Consider the following 23,379-nt stretch of genomic DNA (forward strand, 5'->3'; position numbering starts at 1 on the left):
TCCACCTGATAACTCGTAGGGTGCGCCGTGCGCACCACAGCCACCCAAGCCGGCAGCATTCGCGGAGCGAATTGGAATGATCAACAAAGACAACCTTACCCAGCACATCTCCCAGCAATTCAACGTCGAGCTGGAGGAGGTGCGCAGCCACCTGCTGGCCATGGGCGGCCTGGTCGAGAAGCAGGTCAACGACGCGGTCACCGCGCTGATCGACGCCGACTCCGGTCTGGCTCAGCAGGTGCGTGAGATCGACGACCAGATCAACCAGATGGAGCGCAATATCGACGAGGAATGCGTGCGCATTCTCGCCCGGCGTCAGCCGGCGGCCTCCGACCTGCGGTTGATCATCAGCATCTCCAAATCGGTGATCGACCTCGAGCGCATCGGTGACGAAGCGACCAAGATCGCCAAGCGCGCCATCCTCCTGTGCGAGGAAGGCGAAGCGCCGCGCGGCTACGTCGAGGTGCGGCATATCGGCGACCAGGTGCGCAAGATGGTGCAGGAGGCGCTGGATGCCTTCGCCCGCTTCGATGCCGACCTGGCGCTGTCGGTGGCGCAGTACGACAAGACCGTCGATCGCGAATACAAGACCGCGCTGCGTGAGCTGGTGACCTTTATGATGGAAGACCCGCGCTCGATCTCGCGCGTGCTCAACATCATCTGGGCCCTGCGTTCGCTGGAGCGTATCGGCGACCACGCGCGCAACATCGCCGAGCTGGTGATCTACCTGGTGCGCGGCACCGATGTGAAACACATGGGCCTGACCCGCATGCAGGAAGAAGTGCAGGGTACCAACAAGGGCAACAAGGGCAACTAGCCCAGCTAAATCGCCGTCCGCGACCCGGTAAGGCGTATTTCGGTTGGCCTTTGGCCACTAGCCGCGACTATGCTTAAGGCCATCTGAATAGGAGGGGCCGATGAGCAAAGTCAGCGTGCTGGTGGTGGACGACGCAACCTTTATCCGCGATCTGGTGAAAAAGGGGCTGCGCGACCACTTTCCCGGCGTGCAGATCGCGGAAGCGGTGAACGGGCGCAAGGCCCAGCAACTGCTCGGCCGGCAGAGCATCGACCTGATCCTCTGCGATTGGGAAATGCCGGAAATGTCCGGGCTGGAGCTGCTCAGCTGGTGCCGCGAGCAGGACAACCTGAAAACCACGCCTTTTATCATGGTCACCAGCCGTGGCGACAAGGACAACGTGGTGCAGGCGATTCAGGCCGGGGTTTCCGACTTTATCGGCAAGCCCTTCTCCAACGAGCAGCTGGTGACCAAGGTCAAGAAGGCCCTGCAGCGTGCCGGCAAGCTGCAGGCGCTGATGGCCAGCGCGCCACCCAAGCTGCTCAGCAGCGGAGCCTATGCCAATGACTCGCTGTCCGCCCTGACCGCCGGCAAGGCCGAAGTGCTCAAACCGGCTACCGCGTCCGCGCCTGTGGCCACGGCCGCCACCTTCGCCGCTCAGCCCGCGGCCGCCAAGGCAGCGCCAGCCAGTGGACGTGGTCAGGGCCAGTTGCGTCTGCCCGGGGGCAATATGGCCTGTGTGATCAAGGCCCTGAGCCTCAAGGAAGCGCTGCTGGTGGTCAAGCGCACCGAGCTGCTGCCGCAGGTACTGGAAAGCGCGGTGCTCGATCTGGAACAGGGCGAAGCGGCGGAAACCGCAAGGCTCAACGGCTACCTGCATGCGGTGGCGGCCTTCGAGCCCAAGCCCGACAGCGAATGGCTGCAACTGACCTTCAGGTTCGTCGACCGCGACCCGCAGAAGCTCGACTATATCTCCCGACTGATCGCCCGCGGCACCGCACAGAAGCACTTCAGCCCCGGTGCCTAGGTGCCCGCGGCCGGCGCTTTCCCCATGGTCCGTCTACGCGAGCTGTATCACAGCCCGGCGGATGCCGCCTCGCATGGCACGGCCAGCGCTGCTAATCTGAATGATCATGGCCAACCAATCATAAGAACCGGGTCGTTATGCTAGGGCGTCTGATACTACTCTGTGGCGTGTTGGTCTTTGCCGGCCAGGCCGCCGCATTGACCATCTACAAGTACACCGATGCCAACGGCGTGGTGACCTACACCGACAAGGCCGCCCCCGGTGCCCAGGTGTTCGTGTTCCGCGACCGCATGGTCGAGCGCCTGGACAACCAGGTGAAGCTGGAAACCAAGAAGCACGAAGCCGGGGAAACCCTGCTGGTGCGCAACGATCTCTACGCCCCGGTGCAGGTCGAGTTGCGCCTCGAGCAGCTCGGCAATGTCGTCGGGGCGCCTGGCAAGCCCATCAGCTGGGTGCTGCCGCCGCGCAGCCATATCCGCCTGGTGACCCTGACCGCGCAGGATGCCGGCAAGCCGCTGCGCTACACCCCCAAGCTGCGCTATGCACTGGGCGATCCGCGCCTGCTGCCGACGCAGAAGAGCTACCCGCTGCCCTGGCGCGGCGGTCCGTTCCGCCTGACCCAGGGGGCCAACGGCAAGTACAGCCACTTCACGCCCAAGGGCCGCTATGCCATGGATATCGCCATGCCCGAAGGCACGCCGATTGTCGCGGCCCGTGGCGGCATAGTGGTAAAGACCGAGAACCGGCAGAGCGGGCGCGGCAACAACCCCTCCGGCAACTATGTGCGCATCCTCCATGACGACGGCACCATGGGCGTCTATCTGCATCTGATGAAGGGTTCGGTCGGTGTGCGCGAAGGCCAGCGGGTCAATAACGGCAGCTTTATCGCCCGCTCGGGCAATACCGGCAACAGCACCGGCCCGCACCTGCATTTCGTGGTGCAGCGCAATGTTGGCCTGGCGCTGGAGTCCATCCCCTTCGACTTCGCCCAGCCGGTCAACAGCCTGCCCAACTTCGCCGTGGGCGGCGAGTAAGGTCGCGCTGCGTGGCGCGTCTCTGGACGATTGGCCACCCGCTTCTTGAAACGCACGCCTTTGCCACGGCAACCGCCGGGTCGCCGTTCGAGCCTAGCGGAACGCCAGATCGCGCAGAAACAGGGTGATCGGCGGGAACATGATCAGCAGCACCGACATCAGCAGCAGGATGACGAAGAACGGCAGGCTGCCGCGCACCACTTCGAAGTAGGGGCGGCGGAATACCGCGATGGCGGTGAAGATGTCGCAGCCGAAAGGTGGCGTGGCCGAGCCGATGGCCGCCTGCAGGGTGATGATGGTTCCCACCAGCACCGGGTCCAGCCCCGACAGCCGAACGGCGGGGGCGAAGATCGGCACCAGGATCAGCATCACCACGATCGGGTCGACGAACATGCAGCCGATGAAGAAGGCGATCGAGATGATGATCAGCAACTCGGTTGGCCCGGCATCCATTAGGCCGATGCTGCTGAGAATCTGCTGGGGTATCTGGGCGAAAGAGATCACCCAGGAGAAGGCCGAGCCCGCGCCCACCAGGATGAACACCACCGCGGTAATCAGTCCGGTGGACAGGGCGATGGACGACAGATCGGATAGCTTCACCCGGCGGAAGATCAGCACCTCCAGGATCAATGCATAGAGCACCGACACCGCGGCCGCTTCCGTCGGGCTGAAGACCCCGCTGTAGATCCCGCCGATGGTCATCACCGGCAGCAGCAGCGGCAGTATCGCGCGGCGGCTGGTGCGCAAGCGCTCGCTCCAGCTGAATTTCTCGCCCTGGGGGATGCCGGTCATCCGCGCATAGATGTAGCAGTAGCCGGCCAGCAGCAGCATCAATAACAGGCCTGGACCAATCCCGGCGATAAACAGCTCGGCTACCGAAGTGCCTGAGACGACGCCATAGATGATCATGCCGATGCTTGGCGGGATCAGCAGGGCGATATCCGACGCGTTGATGATCAGGGCCATGGCAAAGCTGTCCTTGTAGCCTTGCTGGAGCATCTTCGGGCGCATGATGCTACCCACGCCGACCACGGTGGCCTGGGTCGACCCGGACAAGGCACCGAACATCGCGCAGCTCAGGGCGGTGGTGACCGCCATACCGCCGCGTACATGGCCGACAAAGGCCATCGCCACGTCCAGCAATCGATTGGCGGTGGCACCACGGGTGATGATGTCGGCGGCGAGGATGAACATCGGCACCGCGACCAGTGCGGCCGGGCGAATGCCGGCGATCATCTGCTGGATGATGAATTCCGGCCCCATATTGAAGAAGAACACGAAGCCTGCGGCCGACGCGGTCAACAGGGTGGTCATCATGGGGAAGCCGGCCAGCAGCAGCACCAGCATGATCAACAGAAGTGCGGTGGTCATATCCATGCGTGTACGGGCTCAGTCTTGGGACGGAAGAGGGGTGTCGGTATGACGCGATGGTGCCTCGCGGTAGCCGAGCAACACCAGCAGCTGGATAAAGGCATGACGCATGAACTGCAGGCCGCTCATGCCCAGGCCCAGGGGGATGAGCAGGTAGATATAGTGCAGCGGCACCTGCAGCGCGGACGACGCCCGACCGATTCGCGCTGCCGACTCGACGTAGCTCACAGCGGTCCAGGCCAGCCAGAGCATCAGTGTGGCGGTCAGCAGGTTGATCACCAGCAGGGCGGCGGCAGCGGGCCTGCCGGTGAGCTGCTCGATGAAGGCACTCATGCTGATGTGCCGGTTTTGGCGGGCGGCGTAGCTGCAGCCGACGAAGGTGACGAAGATGATGAGGAACTGATTGAGCTCTTCGGAGAAGTACAGGCTCTGGTTGAACAGGTAGCGGCCGAACACATTGGCCACCGAGTTCAACGCGATCAGCAGGATGGAGCTGGCGAGAATAAAGGCCTCGAGTTTTTCCAGCAGCCAGTCGAGCTTTTGCAGCCAAGCCATTGCCACCTCCTATCTGTTGCCGTGGCGACAGACCGTTTTTATTGTCGTGGAGGTTAGACCATATCGCCGGCAAAAAACCATGTCAATTAAATGTTTTATCAGTACATGTGGTTGATTGCGGCGTGAATGTATTGATTGTTCTCCTTTCAGAATACGAAATGCATGGGTGGTGGTATCTCGCCGATCAGTCCATTGAGGGTGCTGAGCCCGGCCTGCAGGCGTGAACGGCTCTGCTCCGCCCCCAGGCTGATGCGCACGTGCTGGTTGCCGCGATCGACGCCGGCGAGGAAGGGCTCCGCGGGGAAGATCATTACGCCTTCCTGACGCGCCCGGCGGGCAAATTTCTCCGGCTGCCAGTGGTTCGGCAGCTCGGCCCAGATATGCATGCCATTGGGGTGGGCTTTGTAGGGGCAGGCGGTCAGCAGTTCGCGGGCCAGCAGCTGGCGTGCCGCCAGTTCCTGTTGTTGGAAGCCGATCATGCGATCCAGGGTGCCATCCTGCATCCACCAGCTGGCGATCTCGAAGGGCGTCAGGGTGGCCATCCAGGTGGTGCTGCGCAGTCGGCCGATGGCTTGTTGTACGAGCTGCGGCGGGGTGACCAGGTAGCCGGCGCGCATGCCCGGCAGGGTGACTTTGGTCAGGCTGGTGGCGTAGAAACTGCGCTCCGGGATCAGGGCCGACAAGGGCGGTGCGCGATCCGGCTGCAGGGCACCATAGACGTCGTCTTCGACCACTGTCAGGTCGTAGCGCCGAGCGAGCTCGGCGATCGCCTGGCGGCGCTCGATGCCCATGGTATCGCTGGTCGGGTTGTTCATGGTCGGGGTGCAGAACAACACCTTGGCACCGCCTTGCAGGCAGGCCGCTTCCAGCGCCTCGGGGAGCAGTCCCTGATCGTCGGTGTCCAGGCCCTTGAGCTTGAAGTGCAGGGTCTGCGCCAGGGCCAGCAACAGCATGCAGGTCTCTCGCTCGCAGAGCACCGTGTCGCCTGGCTTGAGCACGGTGGCCATGGCGATGGTCAAGGCGTGGGCGGTGCCGTTGCAGAACAGCATGTGGTCGGGGTTGGCCGGCATCTTCTGTTGGGCCATCCAGGTGCAGACCACTTCGCGGTGCTGGGTCAGCCCCTGGGTCGGGTGGAACGAGGTGATGAAGTCTTCACGCCCTTCCACCGCCAGGCGCGCCAGGCCCTCGCGGTACAGCTTGACATGGCGCTGGGTGCACACCGGGTGAGCGGTGGACAGGTCGATGCCGCGACTGGGGTCTTCATGCTCGTCGGTGGACAGGTAGTCGGACTCGTGGCCGGCATGCTGACTGCGCACGAAAGTGCCGCTGCCGACCTGGGCATAGATGGTGCCTTGCTTCTCCGCATAGGCGTAGGCATTGCTCACGGTTTGCACGCTGACGCCCAGGGTTTCTGCAAGCTCGCGGTGGGTGGGCAGCTTGCTGCCCGGCTGCAGGGCACCGCTGTTGATCGCCTCATTGAGGGCATTGCCGATGGCCAGGTATTTGGGCTGGCCAGGGCGTATAAAGGGTTTCAGATCAATTGTCATAGTACAATAAAAGCCTTGACGAGGATTGTGCTGGTCATAATATTGGCGTTGCGCGGCATTGACCTGCATTTGTACCGGTCACTTTAGCAGATGCCAGTACAATTTTAAAAACCGCGGCCGATTCGACCGCGTGCTCCGGCAAGCCGCCGGATGAATATGTCTCCCGGGTCTCGTCTCTGGAGATGTCATGGGCTTGAACGCCGCGGCGTTCATTTTCGAGATGCTGTCATGAGTGAAATTGCGTTGAATTTCAGCCGTGAAGAGTATGCCCAACGTCTGGCCAAGGTGCGTGCCGCCATGGCTGAGCGGGGGATCACCACTCTGATCGTTCACGATCCATCCAACATGGCCTGGCTCACCGGCTATGACGGCTGGTCGTTCTACACGCCGCAGTGTGTGGTGGTTGGCCAGCAGGGAAATCCGCTGTGGTACGGCCGCGGCATCGACGCCAACGGCGCGCGGCGCACCGTCTACCTGCCGGAAGACGATATTGCCTCCTACAGCGACCGTTACGTGATGAACCCGCCGCACCATGCCCTCGATTACCTGTGCCAGGAAGTCCTGCCGGCCCGTGACTGGACCAGTGGCACCATCGGCGTGGAGATGGACAACTACTACTACAGCGCCACCTCGCACCAGGCGCTGCTGCGTGGCCTGCCGCAGGCGCGACTGGTGGATGCCACCGGTCTGGTCAATTGGTGCCGGGCGATCAAGTCGGCGCAGGAAGTGGAATACATGCGCGTCGCTGCACGTATCGTCGAGAACATGCACCGGGCCATCGTCGAGATGATCGAGCCGGGCCTGCCGAAGAACGTGCTGGTGGGCGAGATCTACCGGGTCGCCTGTGTCGGCCACGACGGCAAGTTCGGCGACTACCCGGCCATCGTGCCTATGCTGCCCTCGGGCAAGGACGCCTCGGCACCGCACCTGACCTGGGACGACCGGCCGTTCAAGCAGGGCGAAGGCACATTTTTCGAGATTGCCGGCTGCCACAAGCGCTACCACTGCCCGCTGTCGCGCACGGTTTATCTGGGCGAGCCGTCGGCGGCGTTCCGCAAGGCCGAGGAAGCGATCAACGCCGGCCTGCAAGCCGGTCTGGCGGTGGCCAAGCCGGGTAACACCTGTGGCGACATCGCCCGCGAACTGAACAGCACCTTGCGCCGTTACGGCTACGACCGCGGCGACAACCGTTGCGGCTACCCGATTGGTCTGAGCTATCCGCCGGATTGGGGCGAGCGCACCATGAGTTTGCGTGAGAGCGACACCACGGTGTTGCAGCCGGGCATGACCTTTCACTTCATGCCGGGTCTGTGGTTGGACGACTGGGGGCTGGAGACTACCGAAAGCATCCTGATTACCGACGACGGCATGCAGACGCTTTGCGACTACCCGCGCCAACTGTTCGTCAAAGCCTAAGATGGGTGATTCCAGCATGAATATTTCAGCCGAAGCGGAACTGCAGGCGGGCGGTCAATCGACCAGTGCCGAGGTTCGCGAGACCACCCTCAGCGCCACGGTCGATTTCGACCGTGAAGGCGTGCAGCACGGCTTCCTCAAGCTGCCGTACTCGCACGACCAGTCGGCCTGGGGCTGCATCATGATTCCCATCACGGTGGTGAAGAACGGCGTGGGTCCCACCGCGCTGCTCACCGGCGGCAATCATGGCGACGAGTACGAAGGCATCACCGCCTTGCTCAAGCTGGCCGCCGAACTGCGTGCCGAGGACGTCCAGGGCCGGGTGATCATAGTGCCGGCGATGAACTACCCGGCGGTGCAGAACGGCAGTCGCACCTCGCCCATCGACAAGGGCAACATGAACCGTTCGTTCCCCGGCAACCCCGCGGGCAGCATGACCGAGCGCATCGCCGACTACTTTCAGCGCTACCTGGTGCCGCTGTGCGACTACGCCCTGGATATCCACAGCGGTGGCAAGACTCTGGACATCCTGCCATTTGCCGCGGCCCATCGGCTGCCCGATCCACACCAGGAGGCCAAGTGCATCGAGGGCGCGCGGTTGTTCGGTGCCCCCGCCAGCATGATCCTCTTCGAGCTGGACGCCGCCTCGCTGTACGACACCGCCGTGGAGGCCCAGGGCAAGGTGTTCGTCACCACCGAATTGCGCGGCGGTGGCACCAGCACGCCGCAGACCATGGCCCTGGCCGATCGCGGCGTGCGCAACTTCCTCAAGTTCGCCGGGATTCTCGAGGGCGAACCGCAGTTGGCGGACGAGATGCCGCTGCAGTTGGATATGCCCGATGCCAGCTGCTACGTACAGAGCCTGCATCGCGGCATCCTCGAACTCACCCGCAGTCTGGGTGATCGGGTGCGACGAGGCGACCTGGTAGCCCAGGTACATGCCTTCGAGCGTACCGGTACACCGGCGGTGGAGTACCGCGCCGAACGGGACGGCCTGCTGGTCGCCCGGCGCTTTCCTGCGCTGGTGGACATCGGCGACACCCTGGCGGTGATTGCCGACATCGTCGAAGGCTGAAGACAGGCAGGTTCAGTCGCACTCTCATCTACATAACAAGAAGCGGAGACCTCACCATGAGCACACTAAGCAACCTGAAGAAAGCGGCCCTGGTCGCAGCAATGGGTCTGGGCCTTGCCGGCCAGGCGAGTCTGGCAGCGGCGGAAGAGTGGAAGTTCGCCCTGGAGGAAATCAGCGGCAGCGTGCAGGACGCCTACGCGCAGAAGTTCAAGCAGCTGGTGGAAGAGAAAAGCGGCGGCGACATCACCGTCACCGTCTATCCCTACGGAGCCCTGGGCGAGTCGGAAGACCTGACCGAACTGGTGGCCAATGGCGTACTGCAGTTCACCCACGGTTCCACCGGTATTCTCGGCTCCACCGCCCCGGGTATGCAGGTATTCTCCATGCCCTACCTGCTGTCGCAGAACAACAAGGTCAACCTCGAACTGCTGACCGAGAGCCCGACCATCTACGGGACCATGGCCGACAAGCTGAAGACCCGCAACCTGCGCCTGCTGAGCATGTACCCGGAAGGCGAGATGGTCTGGACCACCAACAAGGTGGTGCGCAAACCCGCCGACTTCGACAACGTGAAGATGCGCGTGATGGCCTCGCCGATGTTGGTGGAGACCTACAAGTCGTTCGGCGCGGTGCCCACTCCGCTGCCGTATTCGGAGGTGTATGGTGCCCTGCAACTGAAGATGATCGACGGTCAGGAGAATCCGATCTTCGCCATCGAGGAGATGAAGTTCTACGAGGTCACCGATGTGCTGACCTGGTCGGGCCATCAGCAGTTCACCGTCACGGTGCTGTCCAGCGAGTCCTGGTACCAGGGCCTGCCGGCCGAGAAGCGCAAGATCATCGACGAGACCGTGGATGAACTGGCACCCTACATCTTCGAGACCCAGGCCCAATACAACCAGGAGCGTCTGGAGAAGATCCAGAAAGCCAAGCCGGGCATCAAGATCGTGCACCTGACCGAGGAAGAGCAGACGGCTTTCCGCAAGGCCAGCGAGCCACTGCGTGACAAGCTGGTGGAGCTGGCCGGTCCGGAGGCGGGTGCCGCGCTGGACTCCCTCGAAGCCGAGATCGCCGAGCTGGAAAAGAAATACTAAGCGGCACCCCCAGCATGAGCCGGCAGGAGGGCCTGCCGGCTTTGTCACATCTGGTGCGCGGGTTCGACCTGCGCCGGAGCGGTACTTATGCGTCTGGACAGTTATGACCTGAAAATTCTGCGCATCCTCCAGCGCAATGGACGCATCACCAAATCGAGTTTGGCCGAGGCCATCAACCTGTCGATCAGCCCGTGCTGGGAGAGGGTCAAGCGCCTGGAGGAGGCCGGCATCATTCGCGGCTACGGTGCCCAGTTAAACACCGAGGTGCTGCTCAAGCGCGCCGCGGTGATGGTCGAAGTCAGCCTCAAGCAACACAACCGCGAAGCCTTCCAGCGTTTCGAGAAGGCCATGCTCGAGTGCCCCGAAGTCACCGAGTGTTATGCCACCGGCGGCGGTGTCGACTACTTCGTCAAGGTCATGGCCCTGGACATCGATCAGTACCAGCGCCTGATCGATCGCTGGCTGATGGCCGACCTGGGCATCGAGCGCTACTTCACCTACATCGTCACCAAGATCATCAAGCACGTCGAACCGCCGCTGGAGCTGGACGCCGGCGACACGGACTAGGCATGGCAAGGCGGGCCGGCCAGCGGCCCGCTGCGCTTAGCGGTGGGTGCCGATGGTCTGCAGGGCCGAGCGATGGCGCGCCATGAGCAGCGCCAGGGTCACGGCATAGAGGCCGATCACCACCAGGCCCACCCACTGGATCTCGAAGGGGGTGAGCTTGAACAGCAGCACTAGGCTGGTGAGCAGGCCGACGTTCAAGGCGATGAAGCGCGTCCGGCCGAGTTTCGCCACGGTGATGCCGAGGTTGTCGGTGTACAGGCGCACCAGGGAGTCGACCGAGTTGATCACGAAGATCACCCCGACGCCGAGCATGGCCAGCTTCCAGAACTGACTGACCTCGAGGCCCAGGTCGAAGTAGCCGTAGAGCACGGCAAACCAGATCGCCAGGGGAATCGACGGGATCACCAGCAGGGCGAGCAGCAGCTGCCAGGTGCGCAGGCCGCCGACGAAGCGCGAAACGAACTGGCCGATCATCACGCTCCAGGCGAACCACCAGAACAGGTAGAAGGCGTGGTAGTCGCCCAGAGGCAGGATAAAACCGGGCAACTGACCGAAGTAGCCGCTGCCGATCTTCGCCGCGGCACCGGCGAAGTAGCCCAGGCCAAGATCCGCCGCCCACCACATGCCGAGAATCAGGGCGAAGAACAGCCAGGTCGAGCCGACGCTGAGAATCTTCAGGTAGCGGATGTCGGTGCTGGAATAGACCGCGGCGAGGACGATGCCCACCACCACCAGGTAAGCCAGACCGTCGCCGAGTTCAGGCGCGTACCAGGCGATGTTGACCAGAAACAGGTAGGCGGTGAAGGCGCAGGTGGAGACGATCACCAGGTTGTTGATCAGTTTCACCGGCCGCAACTCGAACAGCTTGACCCGTGGTTCGACCACGCAGAAGTAGAAGGTGGTGATGAAGTAGAAGGTCCAGATCAGGAAACCCCAGAAACCGAACTCCACCGCCAGGGGGTTGGAGAACTGGTACTGGGCTTCCTCGGCGTAGGTGGGGAACTCGGTCAGTGGGAAGATGATCAGGCCCATGTCCAGGCCAGAGGTGAACAGGATGGCGAGGAAGGTGAACAGACCCACCGGCTCCGGGCCCGTGCAACGCAGGTTGCCCCAGCGGATGAGAACCAGCAGGGTGGCCGCCAGCAAGGCGATGATCGCCCCCGATAAAATCAGATTCATAGAGTCCTCATGTGCCGCGAGTCTGAGCAGGCTGCGTGCAGCCCATCGCCCGGCCCGACGGTGATGTTTTTGTTGGAGTGACGTCTCGTGGTCGGCCGCGTCTGGCATGGCCGAAGGCACCATCATCCTGACCCGTCAAAACGAGCGCTGCATGCCCGAGGGCGTCGTCGGAAGTCCCGATCCCGGCCCGCCGCCCGAGCCAGCGGCGGGCGTACCAGCCAGGCGGCACCCTGATCCGGCCACCTCCGCCGTCCGCCAGCCATTGCCGAAAAAAACCTCGCCAAGGGCCGCGCAAAGAAAAAAAACCAACCATGCAGCCGTCCCTAAGAGAAAAAATCGTCCGCCCGTCCCCCCTAGAGTGGAAGCCGTAAACACGACCACGCCCTGCGGCACGAAACCGAGCGCCAGGGCCTGTAGAGGGGACGCCGTCCATGCACACACTCAAAGATCCGCGCCTGGTTCGCCAGTTGGCCTATATCAACGGCAAGTGGGTCGCCGGCTACGACGGCCGCGATGAAGCGGTCATCGATCCGGCCAGCGAAGAAACCATCGGCCGCTGCACCCTGCTCGACGCGGAGCAGATCGATGCCGCCATCGATGCCGCCGACGCCGCCTTCCCGGCCTGGCGCGCCCGTTCGGTGGACGAGCGCGGTGCCATCCTCGGCAAGTGGCACGACCTGCTGCTGGAGCATAAGGAAGACCTCGCCCGCCTGATGACCCTGGAGCAGGGCAAGCCGCTGGACGAGGCCCGGGGCGAGATCGACTACGCCGCCTCCTTTGTCCGCTGGTTCGTCGAGGAGGCGCGCCGGGCATACGGCGAGACCATCCCCAGCCATATCCGCAACGCCCAGTTGGGCAGCGTGCGCGAGCCGATCGGCGTCGCGGCCCTGATCACCCCGTGGAACTTCCCCTGCGCGATGATCACCCGTAAGGCCGCCGCGGCTCTGGCCGTGGGCTGCACCGTGCTGGTCAAGCCGGCCGGCGAGACGCCGCTCTCCGCTTTGGCCCTGGCCGAACTGGCCGAGCGTGCCGGCTTCCCCGCCGGGGTGTTCAACGTCGTCACCGGCGAGCCGGAAATGGTCTCCCAGGTGCTCTGCGCCAGCGACAAGGTCAAGGCGCTGTCCTTCACCGGCTCGACCCGGGTCGGCCGCCTGCTGCTGCAGCAGGCCGCCGCCACGGTGAAAAAGTGCTCGATGGAGCTGGGCGGCAACGCGCCCTTTATCGTGCTGCCGGACATGGATGTGGAGCAGGCCGCCCAGGCGGCGATCGACGCGAAGTTCCAGACCACCGGCCAGGACTGCCTGGCGGCCAACCGCATCTTCGTCCATCGCTCGCTGTACCAGCCCTTCCTCGCCGCCTTCGCCCGGCGCATGGGCGAGCTGTGCGTCGGCAACGGCCTGATCCGTGGGATCAACCAGGGTCCGCTGATCAACGCCAAGGCGGTGGCCAAGGCCCAGGAGCTGGTCGACGACGCCGTGGCCAAGGGCGCGCGCTTGCTGGTCGGCGACCAGGAGCAGGTGCCGGGACGCAACTTCTTCATGCCGACCCTGCTGGCCGATGTGACCGCGGAAATGCGCGTCTATCGCGAGGAGAACTTCGCCCCGGTGGCCGGCGTGCTGGCCTGGGACGACCTGGGGCAGCTGATCGCCCAGGCCAACGACACCGAGTACGGCCTGGCCGCCTATGTCTACGGTTACGACATGCGCCAGGTGTGGCAGCTGCTGCGCGGCCTGGAGTTCGGCATGGTCAGCGTCAACTCGGTGAAGATGACCGGCCCGCCCGTGCCCTTCGGCGGCGTCAAGCAGTCCGGCCTCGGCCGCGAGGGCTCGCGCCACGGCCTCGATGAGTACAGCCAGATCAAGTACTACTGCCTGGGCAACCTGCCCAGCGCCAGCGGAAGTTAACGGCGCTCAGTCGCCTGAATGCCACCTGAAACCGAATTGAACGAGGGCAATGCCATGACCATCGACACCCAGAAGATCATCGAGATCGACCGCCAGAACGTGTTTCACGCCTCCACCCATCTCAAGCAGCACGCCCACGGCGAGAGCCCGGCGCGGATCGTCACCGGAGCCCAGGGCATCCGCATCCGCGACTCGCTGGGCAACGAGTTCATCGACGGCTTCGCCGGCCTGTACTGCGTGAACATCGGCTACGGCCGCACCGAGATGGCCGAGGCGATCTACGAGCAGGCCAAGCAGCTGGCCTACTACCACACCTATGTCGGCCACACGACCGAGGGCATGGCCAGCCTGTCCGAGCGCATCGTCAAGCTCGCTGGCCAGGGCATGAGCAAGGTCTACTACGGCATGTCCGGCTCGGACGCCAACGAGACCCAGCTCAAGCTGGTCTGGTACTACAACAACATCCTCGGCCGTAAGGACAAGAAGAAGGTCATCTCCCGCGATCGCGGCTACCACGGTTCGAGCATCGCCTCCGGCTCCATGACCGGCTTGCCGGTGTTCCACGCCCACTTCGACCTGCCGCTGGAGCGCATCAAGCACACAGTCGCGCCGGTCTACTACCGCCGCCCCGACGACGCCATGAGCGAACTGGAGTTCTCCCGCTACTGCGCGCAGAAACTCGAGGAGATGATCCTCGCCGAAGGCCCGGATACGGTGGCGGCGATGATCGGCGAGCCGGTGCTTGGCACCGGTGGCATCGTGCCGCCACCGCAGGGCTACTGGGCGGAGATCCGCAAGGTGCTGGACAAGTACGACATCCTGTTGATCGCCGACGAGGTGGTCTGCGGCTTCGGTCGCCTGGGCGTCGACTTCGGCTCGCAGTACTACGAGATGAAGCCGGACCTGATCACCGTGGCCAAGGGCCTGACCTCGGCCTACCAGCCGTTGTCCGGGGTCATAGTCGGCGAGCGCGTGTGGCAGGTGCTGGAGCAGGGCACCGACACCTACGGTGCCATCGGCCACGGCTACACCTACTCCGGGCACCCCATGGGCATCGCCTCGGCGATCGCCAACCTGGACATCATCGAGCGCGAGAACCTCACCGGCAACGCCCGCGACACCGGTGCCTACCTGCAGCAACGGATGCAGGCAACCTTCGCCGACCACCCGCTGGTGGGCGAGGCGCGCGGCATCGGCCTGCTGGCGGCCCTGGAGTTCTCCGCCGACCGCAGCAAGCGTCAGCATTTCGATCCGAACCTCAAGGTCGGCCCGCAGATTTCCGCGGCCTGCCTGGAAGAGGGCCTGATCGCCCGCGCCATGCCGCACGGCGACATCCTCGGCTTCGCCCCGCCGCTGGTGGTCACCCGTGGCGAGGTCGACGACATCGTCGCCCGTGCCGAGCGTGCGGTGAACAAGGTCACCGACAAGCTGATCAGCAGCGGCACCTGGCAGGCCAAGTAACGCCGCCGGGTCACTACGGGGTCGGCGAATGGTTGGCCCCTTTTTGCGTTGATAAGTTGGATTCGAGCATGAGCGAACAACTGACTCTCAAAGATATCTACCTGGCCCGCCAGCGCATTGCCGGGCTGGCCTCACGCACGCCCCTGGTGCGCTCCGAATCGCTGTCGCGGCGCTGGAACTGCGAGGCCTGGCTGAAGCTGGACTGCCTGCAGCCGACCGGCGCCTTCAAGCTGCGTGGGGCGGCCAATGCGTTGCTCGGCCTGGAGCCGGAGCAGCGGGCGCGTGGCGTGGTGACCATGTCCACCGGCAACTTCGGCCGCGCCCTGGCCTACGCCGGCCAGCACCTGGGCATTCCGGTCAAGGTGTGCATCTCGCGCCTGGTGCCGGACAACAAGGTCGAGGCCCTGCGCCGCAGTGGTGCCGAGCTGGTGATCCATGGCGAGGCCCAGGACGAGGCCGACGTCGAGGCGCGGCGTCTGCGCGATGAGCAGGGCCTGGCCTATGTCTCGCCCTTCGACGACCCGCTGGTGATCGCCGGTCAGGGCACCTGCGGCCTGGAAATCATGGAAGAGCAGCCGCAGACCGATCTGGTGTTCGCCGGCCTCTCCGGCGGCGGCCTGATCGCCGGCCTGGGCCTGGCGGTCAAGAGCATCAACCCGCAGGCCGAGGTGATCGGCGTGAGCATGAACGAGGGGGCGGCGATGCTGGAAAGCCTGGCCGCCGGCCATCCGCTGCAGGTGCCCGAGGTGGCGTCGCTGGCCGACAGCCTGGGCGGCGGCATCGGCCTGGACAATGCCTGGACCTTCGCCATGACCCAGCGCTACATGGACCGCGGCTACAAGGTCGACGAGGCGCAGATCGCCCGCGCCATGCTGCATTTCCTGCGCGAAGAGAAACTCCTGGTCGAGGGTGCCGCCGCCGTCGGCGTGGCCGCCGTCGAGCAGCACCGGCTGGACCTGAGCGGGTGCCGCGTGGCGTTCGTGGTCAGCGGCCAGAACCTGTCCACCGCCACCTTTGCCGAGGCCTGCCGCCTGGCCGGAGAACAACCCTATGCACATCTATAAGCGCGGGCAGATCGCCGCCAGGGTCAAGCTCGATCCGGCGGCTCTGGAGGCCGTGGAAGCCGGCTTCGCCGCCCTCGGCCGCGGCGAGGTGGTGATGCCACCGATCCTCAGCATGAACATCGCCGAGAGCAATGGCGAGCTGGACGTCAAGACCGCCCATATCCAAGGCTGGCCGCGTTTCGCGGTGAAGATCAGCCCCGGCTTCTTCGACAACCCCAAGCTCGGCCTGCCCAGCCTCAACGGCCTGATGCTGCTGTTCTCGGCCAAGACCGGGTTGGTCGAGGCGGTGCTGTTCGACGAGGGCTACCTGACCGACATCCGCACCGCCCTGGCTGGTGCTATCGCCGCCAAGCACCTGGCTCGCGAGAATGCCCAGCAGGTCGCGGTGATCGGTGCCGGCCTGCAGGCCGAGCTGCAGGTGGTGGCCCTGCGCCTGGTGCGCGACATCCGTCAGGTGCATGTGCACAGCCGCGAGCGCAGCAAGGCCGAGGCCTATGCCGCGCGCATGCGCGAGCAGTACGGCCTGGCGGTGACGGTGTACGACAGCGCCGCCGAGGCCTGCGCCCAGGCCGACATCGTGGTCACCACTACCCCGGCGCGCGAACCGGTGCTGCGCTGGAGCGACCTGCCCAGGGGCGTGCACGTCACCGCCATGGGCTCGGACAACCCGCACAAGAACGAGCTGGAGCCGACCATCCTGGCCAGCGCCGACCTGCTGGTGGTCGATCGCCTCAGCCAGTCCCGCGCCCTCGGCGAGCTGCACCATGCCCCGGCGCTGGAGCGCGAGGTGTTCGAGCTGGGCAGCCTGATCGCCGAGGGGCGTCAGGCGCGCAGCAGTGCCGAGCAGATCAGCGTGTGCGACCTGACCGGCACCGGGGTGCAGGACACCGCGATCGCCAACTACGCCGCGCGCCTGCTCGAGGAGGCCTAAGATGCTCCAGTCCTTTGCCGAGTTTCAGACCTTGCAGCAGACCTTCGAGCATGCGCGCGCGAGCGATGACGGCCATATGCGCATCGGTCTGGTGCAGCTGGCCAGCGATTTCACCCTGGAGAACGAGTGGCACCGGCTGCTCGGCGAGCGGGTCGAGCTATACAGCACCCGCACCCCGAGCAATCCTACCGTCACCCCGGAGGGGCTGCGCGGCCTGGCCCAGAGCCTGAGCCAGTCCAGCGCGCTGCTGGTGCCGGGGATGCCCCTGGACGTGCTGGCGTTCGGCTGTACCTCGGCCAGTGTGCTGATCGGTGAGCAGGAGGTGAGTCGGTTGATCAACCTGGCGCATCCCGGCGTGCCGGTGACCAACCCCTGGAGCGCGGTCAAGGCGGCCCTGCGCGGCCTCGACGCGCGGCGTATCGCGGTGCTCACGCCGTACATCGGCGAGGTCAACTACCCGATCTTCCAGGGATTGCAGCAGGCCGGCCACGAGGTGGTGGCCTTCGGCACCTTCGCCGTGCTCGAGGATGCCGAGATTCCGCGCATCCCGGCGGCGGCCATCGAGCAGGCGGCGCTGGAACTGCTGGCTGGGCAGCGAGCCGATGCGCTGTTCCTGTCCTGTACCAACCTGCGCACCCTGGAACTGCTGGGGCGCCTGGAAAAGCGCCTGGGCTTACCGGTGATCTCCAGCAACCAGGCGCTGTTCTGGCATGCCCTGCAACTGGCCGGCTGCGTGCATCGGCCACAGGGATTTGGTGCCTTGCTGACCGACAGTTACCCTGTAACCTGACGGCGCGGACGCATCTCTGTGTCGGGCCACATGCTTGAGGGGCATCACAGGTGCAGGAACGCCAGAAGGGCTTGCTGCTGACCGCGTTCGGCGTGCTGGTGTTATCGCCGGATGCCTTGGTACTGCGCTGGCTGGCGGCCGATGCCATGCAGGTGCTCGCCTGGCGCGGCCTGCTGATGGCCGTCGGCCTGAGCCTGCTGCTCAGCTGGCGCTACCGCGGCGGGCTGCCGGCCGCCGCCCGCCGCTGTGGTTGGACCGGCTTGGGCTGCGCCCTGTGCTACTGCGTCAGCACCCTCGGCTTCGTCCAGGCCATCACCCTCGCCGGGGCGGCCAATACCCTGTTGATCCTCAGCATCGCGCCGCTGATCGCCGCGGCCCTGGCCTGGCTGTTCCTCGGCGAACGCCTGGCCCTGCGCACCCTGTTGGCGATCCTGGTCTGTCTCGCCGGGGTGGGCTTGATCGTCGCTGACGGCACGCCGGGCAACAGCCTGTCCGGCAACGCCTGGGCGCTGGCTTCCGCCACCCTGCTGGCGGGTAATTTCACCCTGGCACGCAGTCGCCCGGCGGTGGACATGAGCCCGGCGCTGGTGCCCGGTGCCCTGCTGGTGTCGCTACTCGGCTTTGTGTTCGGCGGCCACCCCGCACTGAGCGTGCCGCAGTGGGCAGGGCTGGTGTGCATGGCCGGGATGCTGCTACCGGTGGCGTTTATGCTGATCCAGCTCGGGCCGCGCTGGATCAGTGGCACCGAGGTGGGGCTGTTGCTGCTGCTGGAAGTGGTGCTGGGGCCACTGTGGGTCTGGTGGCTGCTGGACGAGGTGCCGAGTCGCCAGGTCTTGCTGGGCGGTGCCTTGATTTTCCTGACCCTGTGCGGCCACAGCCTGCTGGGTTGGCGGCGGCCGGTGCCCCCTCTGCCTGGCTGAGCGGCTCAGCTCAGCCGCAGCACCTTGGCCAGGACGATCTTCGGCCCTTTCATCTTCTTGACGATGATGCGCAGGCCGTCGACTTCCAGCACTTCCTCTTCCTCGGGCATGCGCTTCAAGGTCTCGTAGACCAGCCCGGCCAGGGTTTCCGCATCGACATGATCGAGGTCGACGCCGAGCAGGCGTTCGACCTTGGCCAGCGGCGTGTCGCCGCGTACCAGGAGCTTGCCCGGCTGGTAGGCGAGGATGCCGCGGTCGGCCTTGCGGTGTTCGTCCTGGATATCGCCGACCAGGGCTTCCAGCACATCCTCCATGGTCAGGTAGCCGATCACCTTGCCGTCGGCTTCCTCGACCAGGGCGAAGTGCGAGCCGCCCTGGCGGAACTGCTCCAGCAGGTTGGACAGCGGCATATGCCGGCCGACCCGTTCGATCGGATGCATCAGCTCCGCCAGTTTCAGCGCCGAGGGCAGCATTTCCAGCAAGGAGAGGTGCAGCAGCAGGTCCTTGATATGCAGCACGCCGACAAACTCGCCGCTGCTGTCGTCATGGATCGGGTAGCGGCTGTACTTGTGCCGGCGGAACACGCTGAACACCTCGTCCAGGGCTGCCGTCAGCGGCAGGGACACCAGGTCCTCGCGCGAATTGGCCCAGTCCACCACCTCCAGCTCGCCCAGCTCGACGGCGGAGGCCAGCACGCGCATGTCCTGATCGCTGGGATTGCTGCCACGGCTGGAATGCAGAATCAGCTTGAGTTCGTCGCGGCTGTAATGGTGTTCGTTATGTGGCCCCGGCTCGCCCTGGCCGGCGATGCGCAGGATGGCATTGGCGCTGGCATTGAGCACAAAGATCGCCGGGTACATGGCCCAGTAGAACAGGTACAGCGGCACGGCCGTCCACAACGACAGCAGTTCGGGCTGGCGGATCGCCCAGGATTTCGGGGCCAGCTCGCCGACCACGATATGCAGGTAGGAGATGATCGCGAAGGCGGTAAAGAAGGCGATGGCGTGAACCAGCGTCGGCGACTCGATGCCGACGACCGCGAGCAGCGGTTCGAGCAGGTGGGCGAAGGCCGGTTCGCCGACCCAGCCCAGGCCCAGGGATGCCAGGGTGATGCCCAGCTGGCAGGCCGAGAGGTAGGCGTCCATCTGTTTGTGTACGGTGCGCAGGATATGCCCGCGCCAGCCATGGGCTTGGGCCAGGGCCTCGACCTTGGTGGCGCGCAGGCGCACGATGGCGAATTCGGCAGCGACGAAAAAACCGTTGAGCAGGACCAGGAAGAGGGCGAACAGGACGAGGCCGAAATCGGCGAAATAGCTGGCGGCGGTGTAACTCGTGGAGGGGTCCATAGGGGGTTCGGTTGGCCAATGACGGCTAAGAGTGGCGGCAGAGGCCGGGCTTTGCAAGTGGGGGCTATGGTGTGCGGGTGGTGGCCCGGCTTGCCGCCGCCCCGCAAGCCCGCTGCCCGGCGCGGTGGCTGGATGCACGGCAGCGGCTGTCTGCCTTGCGCAGAGCAGCGCGGGAAGCCTGCTGGGTTAACCGCGGCGTACCGTCTGCTGGGCGGGGAAATGGCAGGTAAAGGTGCTGCCCTTGCCCAGGCTGCTGTGGATCTCCAGGCGCGCGCGGTGGCGCAGCAGCACGTGCTTGACGATGGCCAGGCCCAGGCCGGTGCCGCCGGTGTTGCTGGCGCGGCTGGAGTCGACCCGGTAGAAGCGTTCGGTCAGGCGCGGCAGGTGCCTGTCCTCGATGCCCAGGCCGCGGTCCACAACCGCCAGGTGCGCACCCTGTTCGTCGGCCCACCAGCGGATGCGGATCTCGCCCTCGTCGGGGGTGTACTTGACTGCGTTGAACACCAGGTTGGAAAAGGCGCTGCGCAGTTCCGTCTCGCTGCCCTTGAGGCGCAGGTGCGGGTCGGCCTCCAGGCTGATGCGGTGGTGGCGTTCGGCGGACAGGGCCTGGGCGTCGTTCTTGATCGACAGCAGCAGCAGGTCCACCGCCACCGGCTGGTTGTCCGAGGGGTAATCGGTGGCTTCCAGTTTGGCCAGCAACAGCAGGTCGTTGAGCAGGTTCTGCATCCGTCCGCCCTGTTGCTGCATCTGCTGCAGGGCCCGCAGCCAGCGCGGATTGACCGCCTCGACGTTGTCCAGCAGGGTCTCCAGGTAACCGGCGATCACCGTCAGTGGGGTGCGCAGCTCGTGGGAGACATTGGCGACGAAATCCTTGCGCATCTGTTCCAACTGGTGGATGCGGGTGATGTCGCGCACCAGCATCAGGTGCTCGCGGTTGCCGTACTGGGTGATATGGAACTGCAGGCGCAGGCGGTCGCTGACCGGCGAGGGCAGCTCCAGCGGCTCGTTGTAGCTGTTGCCTTCGAAGTACTCGATAAAGCGCGGGTCGCGCACCAGGTTGCTGATCTGCTGGCCGCTGTCCTGGGGGGTCTTCAGGCCCAGGAGTTTTTCCGCGGCAAGGTTCCACCATTCCAGGTTGCCGTCGCGGTCGAGCATGATCACCGCGTCCTTTAGTGCGGCGGTCGACTCCTGTACGCGGTCGATCACCGCCTGCAGGCGGCCGCGGGCCTTCTGGTCGCGGCGTTGCAGGTGATAGATGTTGTCGAACACCTCGCCCCACAGGCCATAGCCATCGGGCGGCGGCTCGTCGCCCTTGCGGGTGCGCAGCCATCTGTGCAGACGCAGCAGCTGCTGCAGGTGCCAGCCGAGGTAGACAGCCAGGCCCAGGGCCATGGACCAACCGTACTCGCCGCTGATCAGGCCGAGCACCAGGCAGGCCGCGACCAACAGCAGCAAATGACGTATCAGGGGGGCGCGCCAGTCTTGATTCAATTAGAACTCATCCGCCAATCAATCCTTTATGCAGGTCGGCTAAGCGACCTCCAGTCATCCTAACCGTCTTAGCTCTTGGTGGAGAAACGGTAACCCGTCCCGCGCACGGTCTGCACCAGGTTCTCGTAGACCTCGCCGAGGGCCTTGCGCAGGCGGCGGATATGCACGTCGACGGTGCGCTCCTCGACATACACGTTGCCGCCCCAGACCTGGTCGAGCAACTGGCCGCGGGTGTAGGCGCGCTCCTGGTGGGTCATAAAGAACTGCAGCAGGCGGTATTCGGTGGGGCCCATCTCGGCCGGTTTACCGTCGATGGTGACGCGGTGGCTGATCGGGTCGAGCAGCAGGCCGCCGACTTCGATCGGCCCTTCGCTGTCGGTCGGCCCGGCGCGGCGCAGCACGGCCTTCAGGCGCGCCACCAGTTCGCGGGGGGAGAAGGGCTTGGTGATGTAGTCGTCGGCCCCCACTTCCAGGCCCTGGATCTTGTTGTCCTCTTCGCCCTTGGCGGTGAGCATGATGATCGGGATATCCCCGGTCAGCTCGTCGCGCTTGAGCCGGCGCGCCAGTTCGATGCCGCTGGTGCCGGGGAGCATCCAGTCGAGCAGGATCAGATCGGGTTTGCGGTCGACGATGATGGCGTGGGCCTGCTGGGTATTTTCCGCTTCCAGGCACTCGTAGCCGGCCATTTCCAGGGCCACGGCGATCATTTCACGGATCGGTGCTTCGTCGTCGACGATCAGGATGTTCTTGCCAACCATGGTCAAGCCTCGGGGGTCATCTCGCTGTAATGGTCTGCATTAGATAACGGAATTATTGCAGTGATATGACAGGCGCGCGGTGCGGCAGCCGGATGGGTGTAACCCATCAATCGCTCGATGGGTTACACCGCTGCGCGACAACCCATCCTACCCACGCAAGGCGTAGTCCAGGACGATACCGACAAAGATCGCCAGGCCGGCCCAGTGGTTGTGCAGAAAGGCGTTGAAGCAGGCCATGGGTTTGCGGTTGCGGGTCTGGTGGTATTCCCAGGCGAAACAGGCGGCGGCCACGGCCAGGCCCAGGTGGAAGCAGATACCCAGTTCGAAGCGCGCGCCGGCCAGCAGCAGGCAGAGCAGGGCCAGGCCCTGCAGGCTGGCGATGATCAGGCGGTCGGCATCACCGAACAGGATGGCGGTGGATTTCACCCCGATCTTCAGGTCGTCGTCGCGGTCGGCCATGGCGTAATAGGTGTCGTAGGCCACGGTCCACAGCAGGTTGGCGATATACAGCAGCCAGGCTTCGGCCGGCAGGCTGCCGGTCTCGGCGGTGAAGGCCATGGGCATGCCCCAGGAGAAGGCCGCACCGAGCACCACCTGCGGGTAGAAGGTGTAGCGCTTCATAAAGGGGTAGCAGGCGGCCAGGGCCAGGCCGCCGAAGGACAGCCAGATGGTGGTGGCGTTGGTGAACAGCACCAGCACGAAGCTGGCCGCCACCAGCACGGCGAACAGCAGCAGCGCCTCGCGCGGCTGGATCTTGCCACTGGCCAGGGGGCGGGCCTGGGTGCGGCTGACGTGGCCGTCGAAGTCGCGGTCGGCGTAGTCGTTGATCACACAGCCGGCGGCGCGCATCAGGATCACCCCGCAGACGAAGATAAACAGGTTCTTCGCGCTCGGCACGCCTTCGGCCGCCACCCACAGCGCCCACAGCGTCGGCCACAGCAGCAGGTAGATGCCGATGGGCTTGTCCAGGCGCATCAGCTGGACGAAGTCCCAGGCGCGTGGGTGCAGGCGATTCAGCGATTTCAGCAGGCGGGTGTACATCGGGCGGGTCTC

The 23,379-nt window shown here is 64.8% G+C and carries 21 protein-coding genes; 13 read left to right on the forward strand and 8 right to left on the reverse strand.

The features are described 5' to 3' along the window. Positions 1 to 76: 76 nt before the first annotated feature. The 3 genes from phoU to AACY13_RS00410 all read left to right on the forward strand — a co-directional run bounded on the left by phoU (position 77) and on the right by AACY13_RS00410 (position 2,857). Positions 77 to 817 (forward strand): phosphate signaling complex protein PhoU, encoded by a 741-nt coding sequence (gene phoU, locus AACY13_RS00400; protein WP_339458289.1) that lies wholly within the window; start codon positions 77 to 79, stop codon positions 815 to 817. Positions 818 to 917: 100 nt separating this feature from the next. Next, complete coding sequence (locus tag AACY13_RS00405; protein WP_339458291.1) at positions 918 to 1,823, forward strand: response regulator; 906 nt, start codon at positions 918 to 920, stop codon at positions 1,821 to 1,823. 137 nt (positions 1,824 to 1,960) lie between these two features. Beyond that, the gene (locus tag AACY13_RS00410) at positions 1,961 to 2,857 is read left to right on the forward strand and encodes a peptidoglycan DD-metalloendopeptidase family protein (protein ID WP_339458293.1); all 897 of its coding nucleotides are present in this window, start codon (positions 1,961 to 1,963) and stop codon (positions 2,855 to 2,857) included. Positions 2,858 to 2,950: 93 nt separating this feature from the next. On the opposite strand, the gene AACY13_RS00415 is transcribed toward AACY13_RS00410, so the two are convergent. From AACY13_RS00415 to ehuR, 3 genes are all read right to left on the reverse strand, one after another. Next, positions 2,951 to 4,228 (reverse strand): TRAP transporter large permease, encoded by a 1,278-nt coding sequence (locus AACY13_RS00415; protein WP_339458294.1) that lies wholly within the window; start codon positions 4,226 to 4,228, stop codon positions 2,951 to 2,953. A gap of 18 nt (positions 4,229 to 4,246) precedes the next feature. Beyond that, on the reverse strand, positions 4,247 to 4,783 hold the full coding sequence (locus AACY13_RS00420; RefSeq protein ID WP_339458295.1) for a TRAP transporter small permease: 537 nt from the start codon (positions 4,781 to 4,783) through the stop codon (positions 4,247 to 4,249). Positions 4,784 to 4,929: 146 nt separating this feature from the next. Further along, the gene (ehuR, locus tag AACY13_RS00425; RefSeq protein ID WP_339458297.1) at positions 4,930 to 6,330 is read right to left on the reverse strand and encodes a MocR-like ectoine utilization transcription factor EhuR; all 1,401 of its coding nucleotides are present in this window, start codon (positions 6,328 to 6,330) and stop codon (positions 4,930 to 4,932) included. A gap of 228 nt (positions 6,331 to 6,558) precedes the next feature. Between ehuR and doeA the strand changes: the two genes are divergently transcribed. From doeA to AACY13_RS00445, 4 genes are all read left to right on the forward strand, one after another. Next, positions 6,559 to 7,746 (forward strand): ectoine hydrolase DoeA, encoded by a 1,188-nt coding sequence (doeA, locus tag AACY13_RS00430; protein WP_339458299.1) that lies wholly within the window; start codon positions 6,559 to 6,561, stop codon positions 7,744 to 7,746. Positions 7,747 to 7,762: 16 nt separating this feature from the next. Then, positions 7,763 to 8,821, forward strand: coding sequence for a N(2)-acetyl-L-2,4-diaminobutanoate deacetylase DoeB (doeB, locus tag AACY13_RS00435; protein WP_339458301.1), 1,059 nt, complete (start codon positions 7,763 to 7,765; stop codon positions 8,819 to 8,821). Positions 8,822 to 8,877: 56 nt separating this feature from the next. Continuing rightward, positions 8,878 to 9,915, forward strand: coding sequence for a TRAP transporter substrate-binding protein (locus AACY13_RS00440; RefSeq protein ID WP_339458303.1), 1,038 nt, complete (start codon positions 8,878 to 8,880; stop codon positions 9,913 to 9,915). Between the two features lie 87 nt (positions 9,916 to 10,002). Further along, the gene (locus AACY13_RS00445) at positions 10,003 to 10,482 is read left to right on the forward strand and encodes an Lrp/AsnC family transcriptional regulator (protein ID WP_339458305.1); all 480 of its coding nucleotides are present in this window, start codon (positions 10,003 to 10,005) and stop codon (positions 10,480 to 10,482) included. A gap of 36 nt (positions 10,483 to 10,518) precedes the next feature. On the opposite strand, the gene AACY13_RS00450 is transcribed toward AACY13_RS00445, so the two are convergent. Then, complete coding sequence (locus tag AACY13_RS00450; RefSeq protein WP_339458307.1) at positions 10,519 to 11,661, reverse strand: BCCT family transporter; 1,143 nt, start codon at positions 11,659 to 11,661, stop codon at positions 10,519 to 10,521. Between the two features lie 431 nt (positions 11,662 to 12,092). On the opposite strand from AACY13_RS00450, the gene AACY13_RS00455 reads away from it, so the two are divergent. From AACY13_RS00455 to AACY13_RS00480, 6 genes are all read left to right on the forward strand, one after another. Continuing rightward, the gene (locus AACY13_RS00455) at positions 12,093 to 13,565 is read left to right on the forward strand and encodes an NAD-dependent succinate-semialdehyde dehydrogenase (RefSeq protein ID WP_339458309.1); all 1,473 of its coding nucleotides are present in this window, start codon (positions 12,093 to 12,095) and stop codon (positions 13,563 to 13,565) included. Between the two features lie 54 nt (positions 13,566 to 13,619). After that, a complete protein-coding gene (locus tag AACY13_RS00460; RefSeq protein WP_339458311.1) occupies positions 13,620 to 15,026 on the forward strand; it encodes an aspartate aminotransferase family protein in 1,407 nt (468 codons plus the stop codon). 68 nt (positions 15,027 to 15,094) lie between these two features. Next, the gene (eutB, locus tag AACY13_RS00465; protein ID WP_339458313.1) at positions 15,095 to 16,090 is read left to right on the forward strand and encodes a hydroxyectoine utilization dehydratase EutB; all 996 of its coding nucleotides are present in this window, start codon (positions 15,095 to 15,097) and stop codon (positions 16,088 to 16,090) included. Then, complete coding sequence (locus AACY13_RS00470) at positions 16,077 to 17,021, forward strand: cyclodeaminase (protein ID WP_339458314.1); 945 nt, start codon at positions 16,077 to 16,079, stop codon at positions 17,019 to 17,021. The genes eutB and AACY13_RS00470 overlap by 14 nt, the downstream gene beginning before the upstream one ends. A gap of 1 nt (position 17,022) precedes the next feature. After that, the gene (locus AACY13_RS00475; protein WP_339458316.1) at positions 17,023 to 17,811 is read left to right on the forward strand and encodes a maleate cis-trans isomerase family protein; all 789 of its coding nucleotides are present in this window, start codon (positions 17,023 to 17,025) and stop codon (positions 17,809 to 17,811) included. 50 nt (positions 17,812 to 17,861) lie between these two features. Further along, positions 17,862 to 18,731 (forward strand): DMT family transporter, encoded by an 870-nt coding sequence (locus AACY13_RS00480; RefSeq protein WP_339458318.1) that lies wholly within the window; start codon positions 17,862 to 17,864, stop codon positions 18,729 to 18,731. Positions 18,732 to 18,736: 5 nt separating this feature from the next. Here AACY13_RS00480 and AACY13_RS00485 read toward each other — a convergent pair whose 3' ends face one another. The 4 genes from AACY13_RS00485 to ubiA all read right to left on the reverse strand — a co-directional run bounded on the left by AACY13_RS00485 (position 18,737) and on the right by ubiA (position 23,367). Then, positions 18,737 to 20,077 (reverse strand): hemolysin family protein, encoded by a 1,341-nt coding sequence (locus tag AACY13_RS00485; RefSeq protein ID WP_339458319.1) that lies wholly within the window; start codon positions 20,075 to 20,077, stop codon positions 18,737 to 18,739. 186 nt (positions 20,078 to 20,263) lie between these two features. Further along, the gene (gene phoR, locus AACY13_RS00490; RefSeq protein WP_339458321.1) at positions 20,264 to 21,568 is read right to left on the reverse strand and encodes a phosphate regulon sensor histidine kinase PhoR; all 1,305 of its coding nucleotides are present in this window, start codon (positions 21,566 to 21,568) and stop codon (positions 20,264 to 20,266) included. A 68-nt stretch (positions 21,569 to 21,636) separates the two neighbouring features. Further along, positions 21,637 to 22,326 (reverse strand): phosphate regulon transcriptional regulator PhoB, encoded by a 690-nt coding sequence (phoB, locus tag AACY13_RS00495; RefSeq protein ID WP_160013767.1) that lies wholly within the window; start codon positions 22,324 to 22,326, stop codon positions 21,637 to 21,639. Between the two features lie 147 nt (positions 22,327 to 22,473). Continuing rightward, entirely contained in the window at positions 22,474 to 23,367 is an 894-nt protein-coding gene (gene ubiA / locus AACY13_RS00500; RefSeq protein WP_339458324.1) for a 4-hydroxybenzoate octaprenyltransferase, read from the reverse strand. Between the last annotated feature and the right edge of the window lie 12 nt (positions 23,368 to 23,379).

The organism is Pseudomonas sp. EA_105y_Pfl2_R69, assembly GCF_963970915.1.
Lineage (GTDB): Bacteria > Pseudomonadota > Gammaproteobacteria > Pseudomonadales > Pseudomonadaceae > Aquipseudomonas.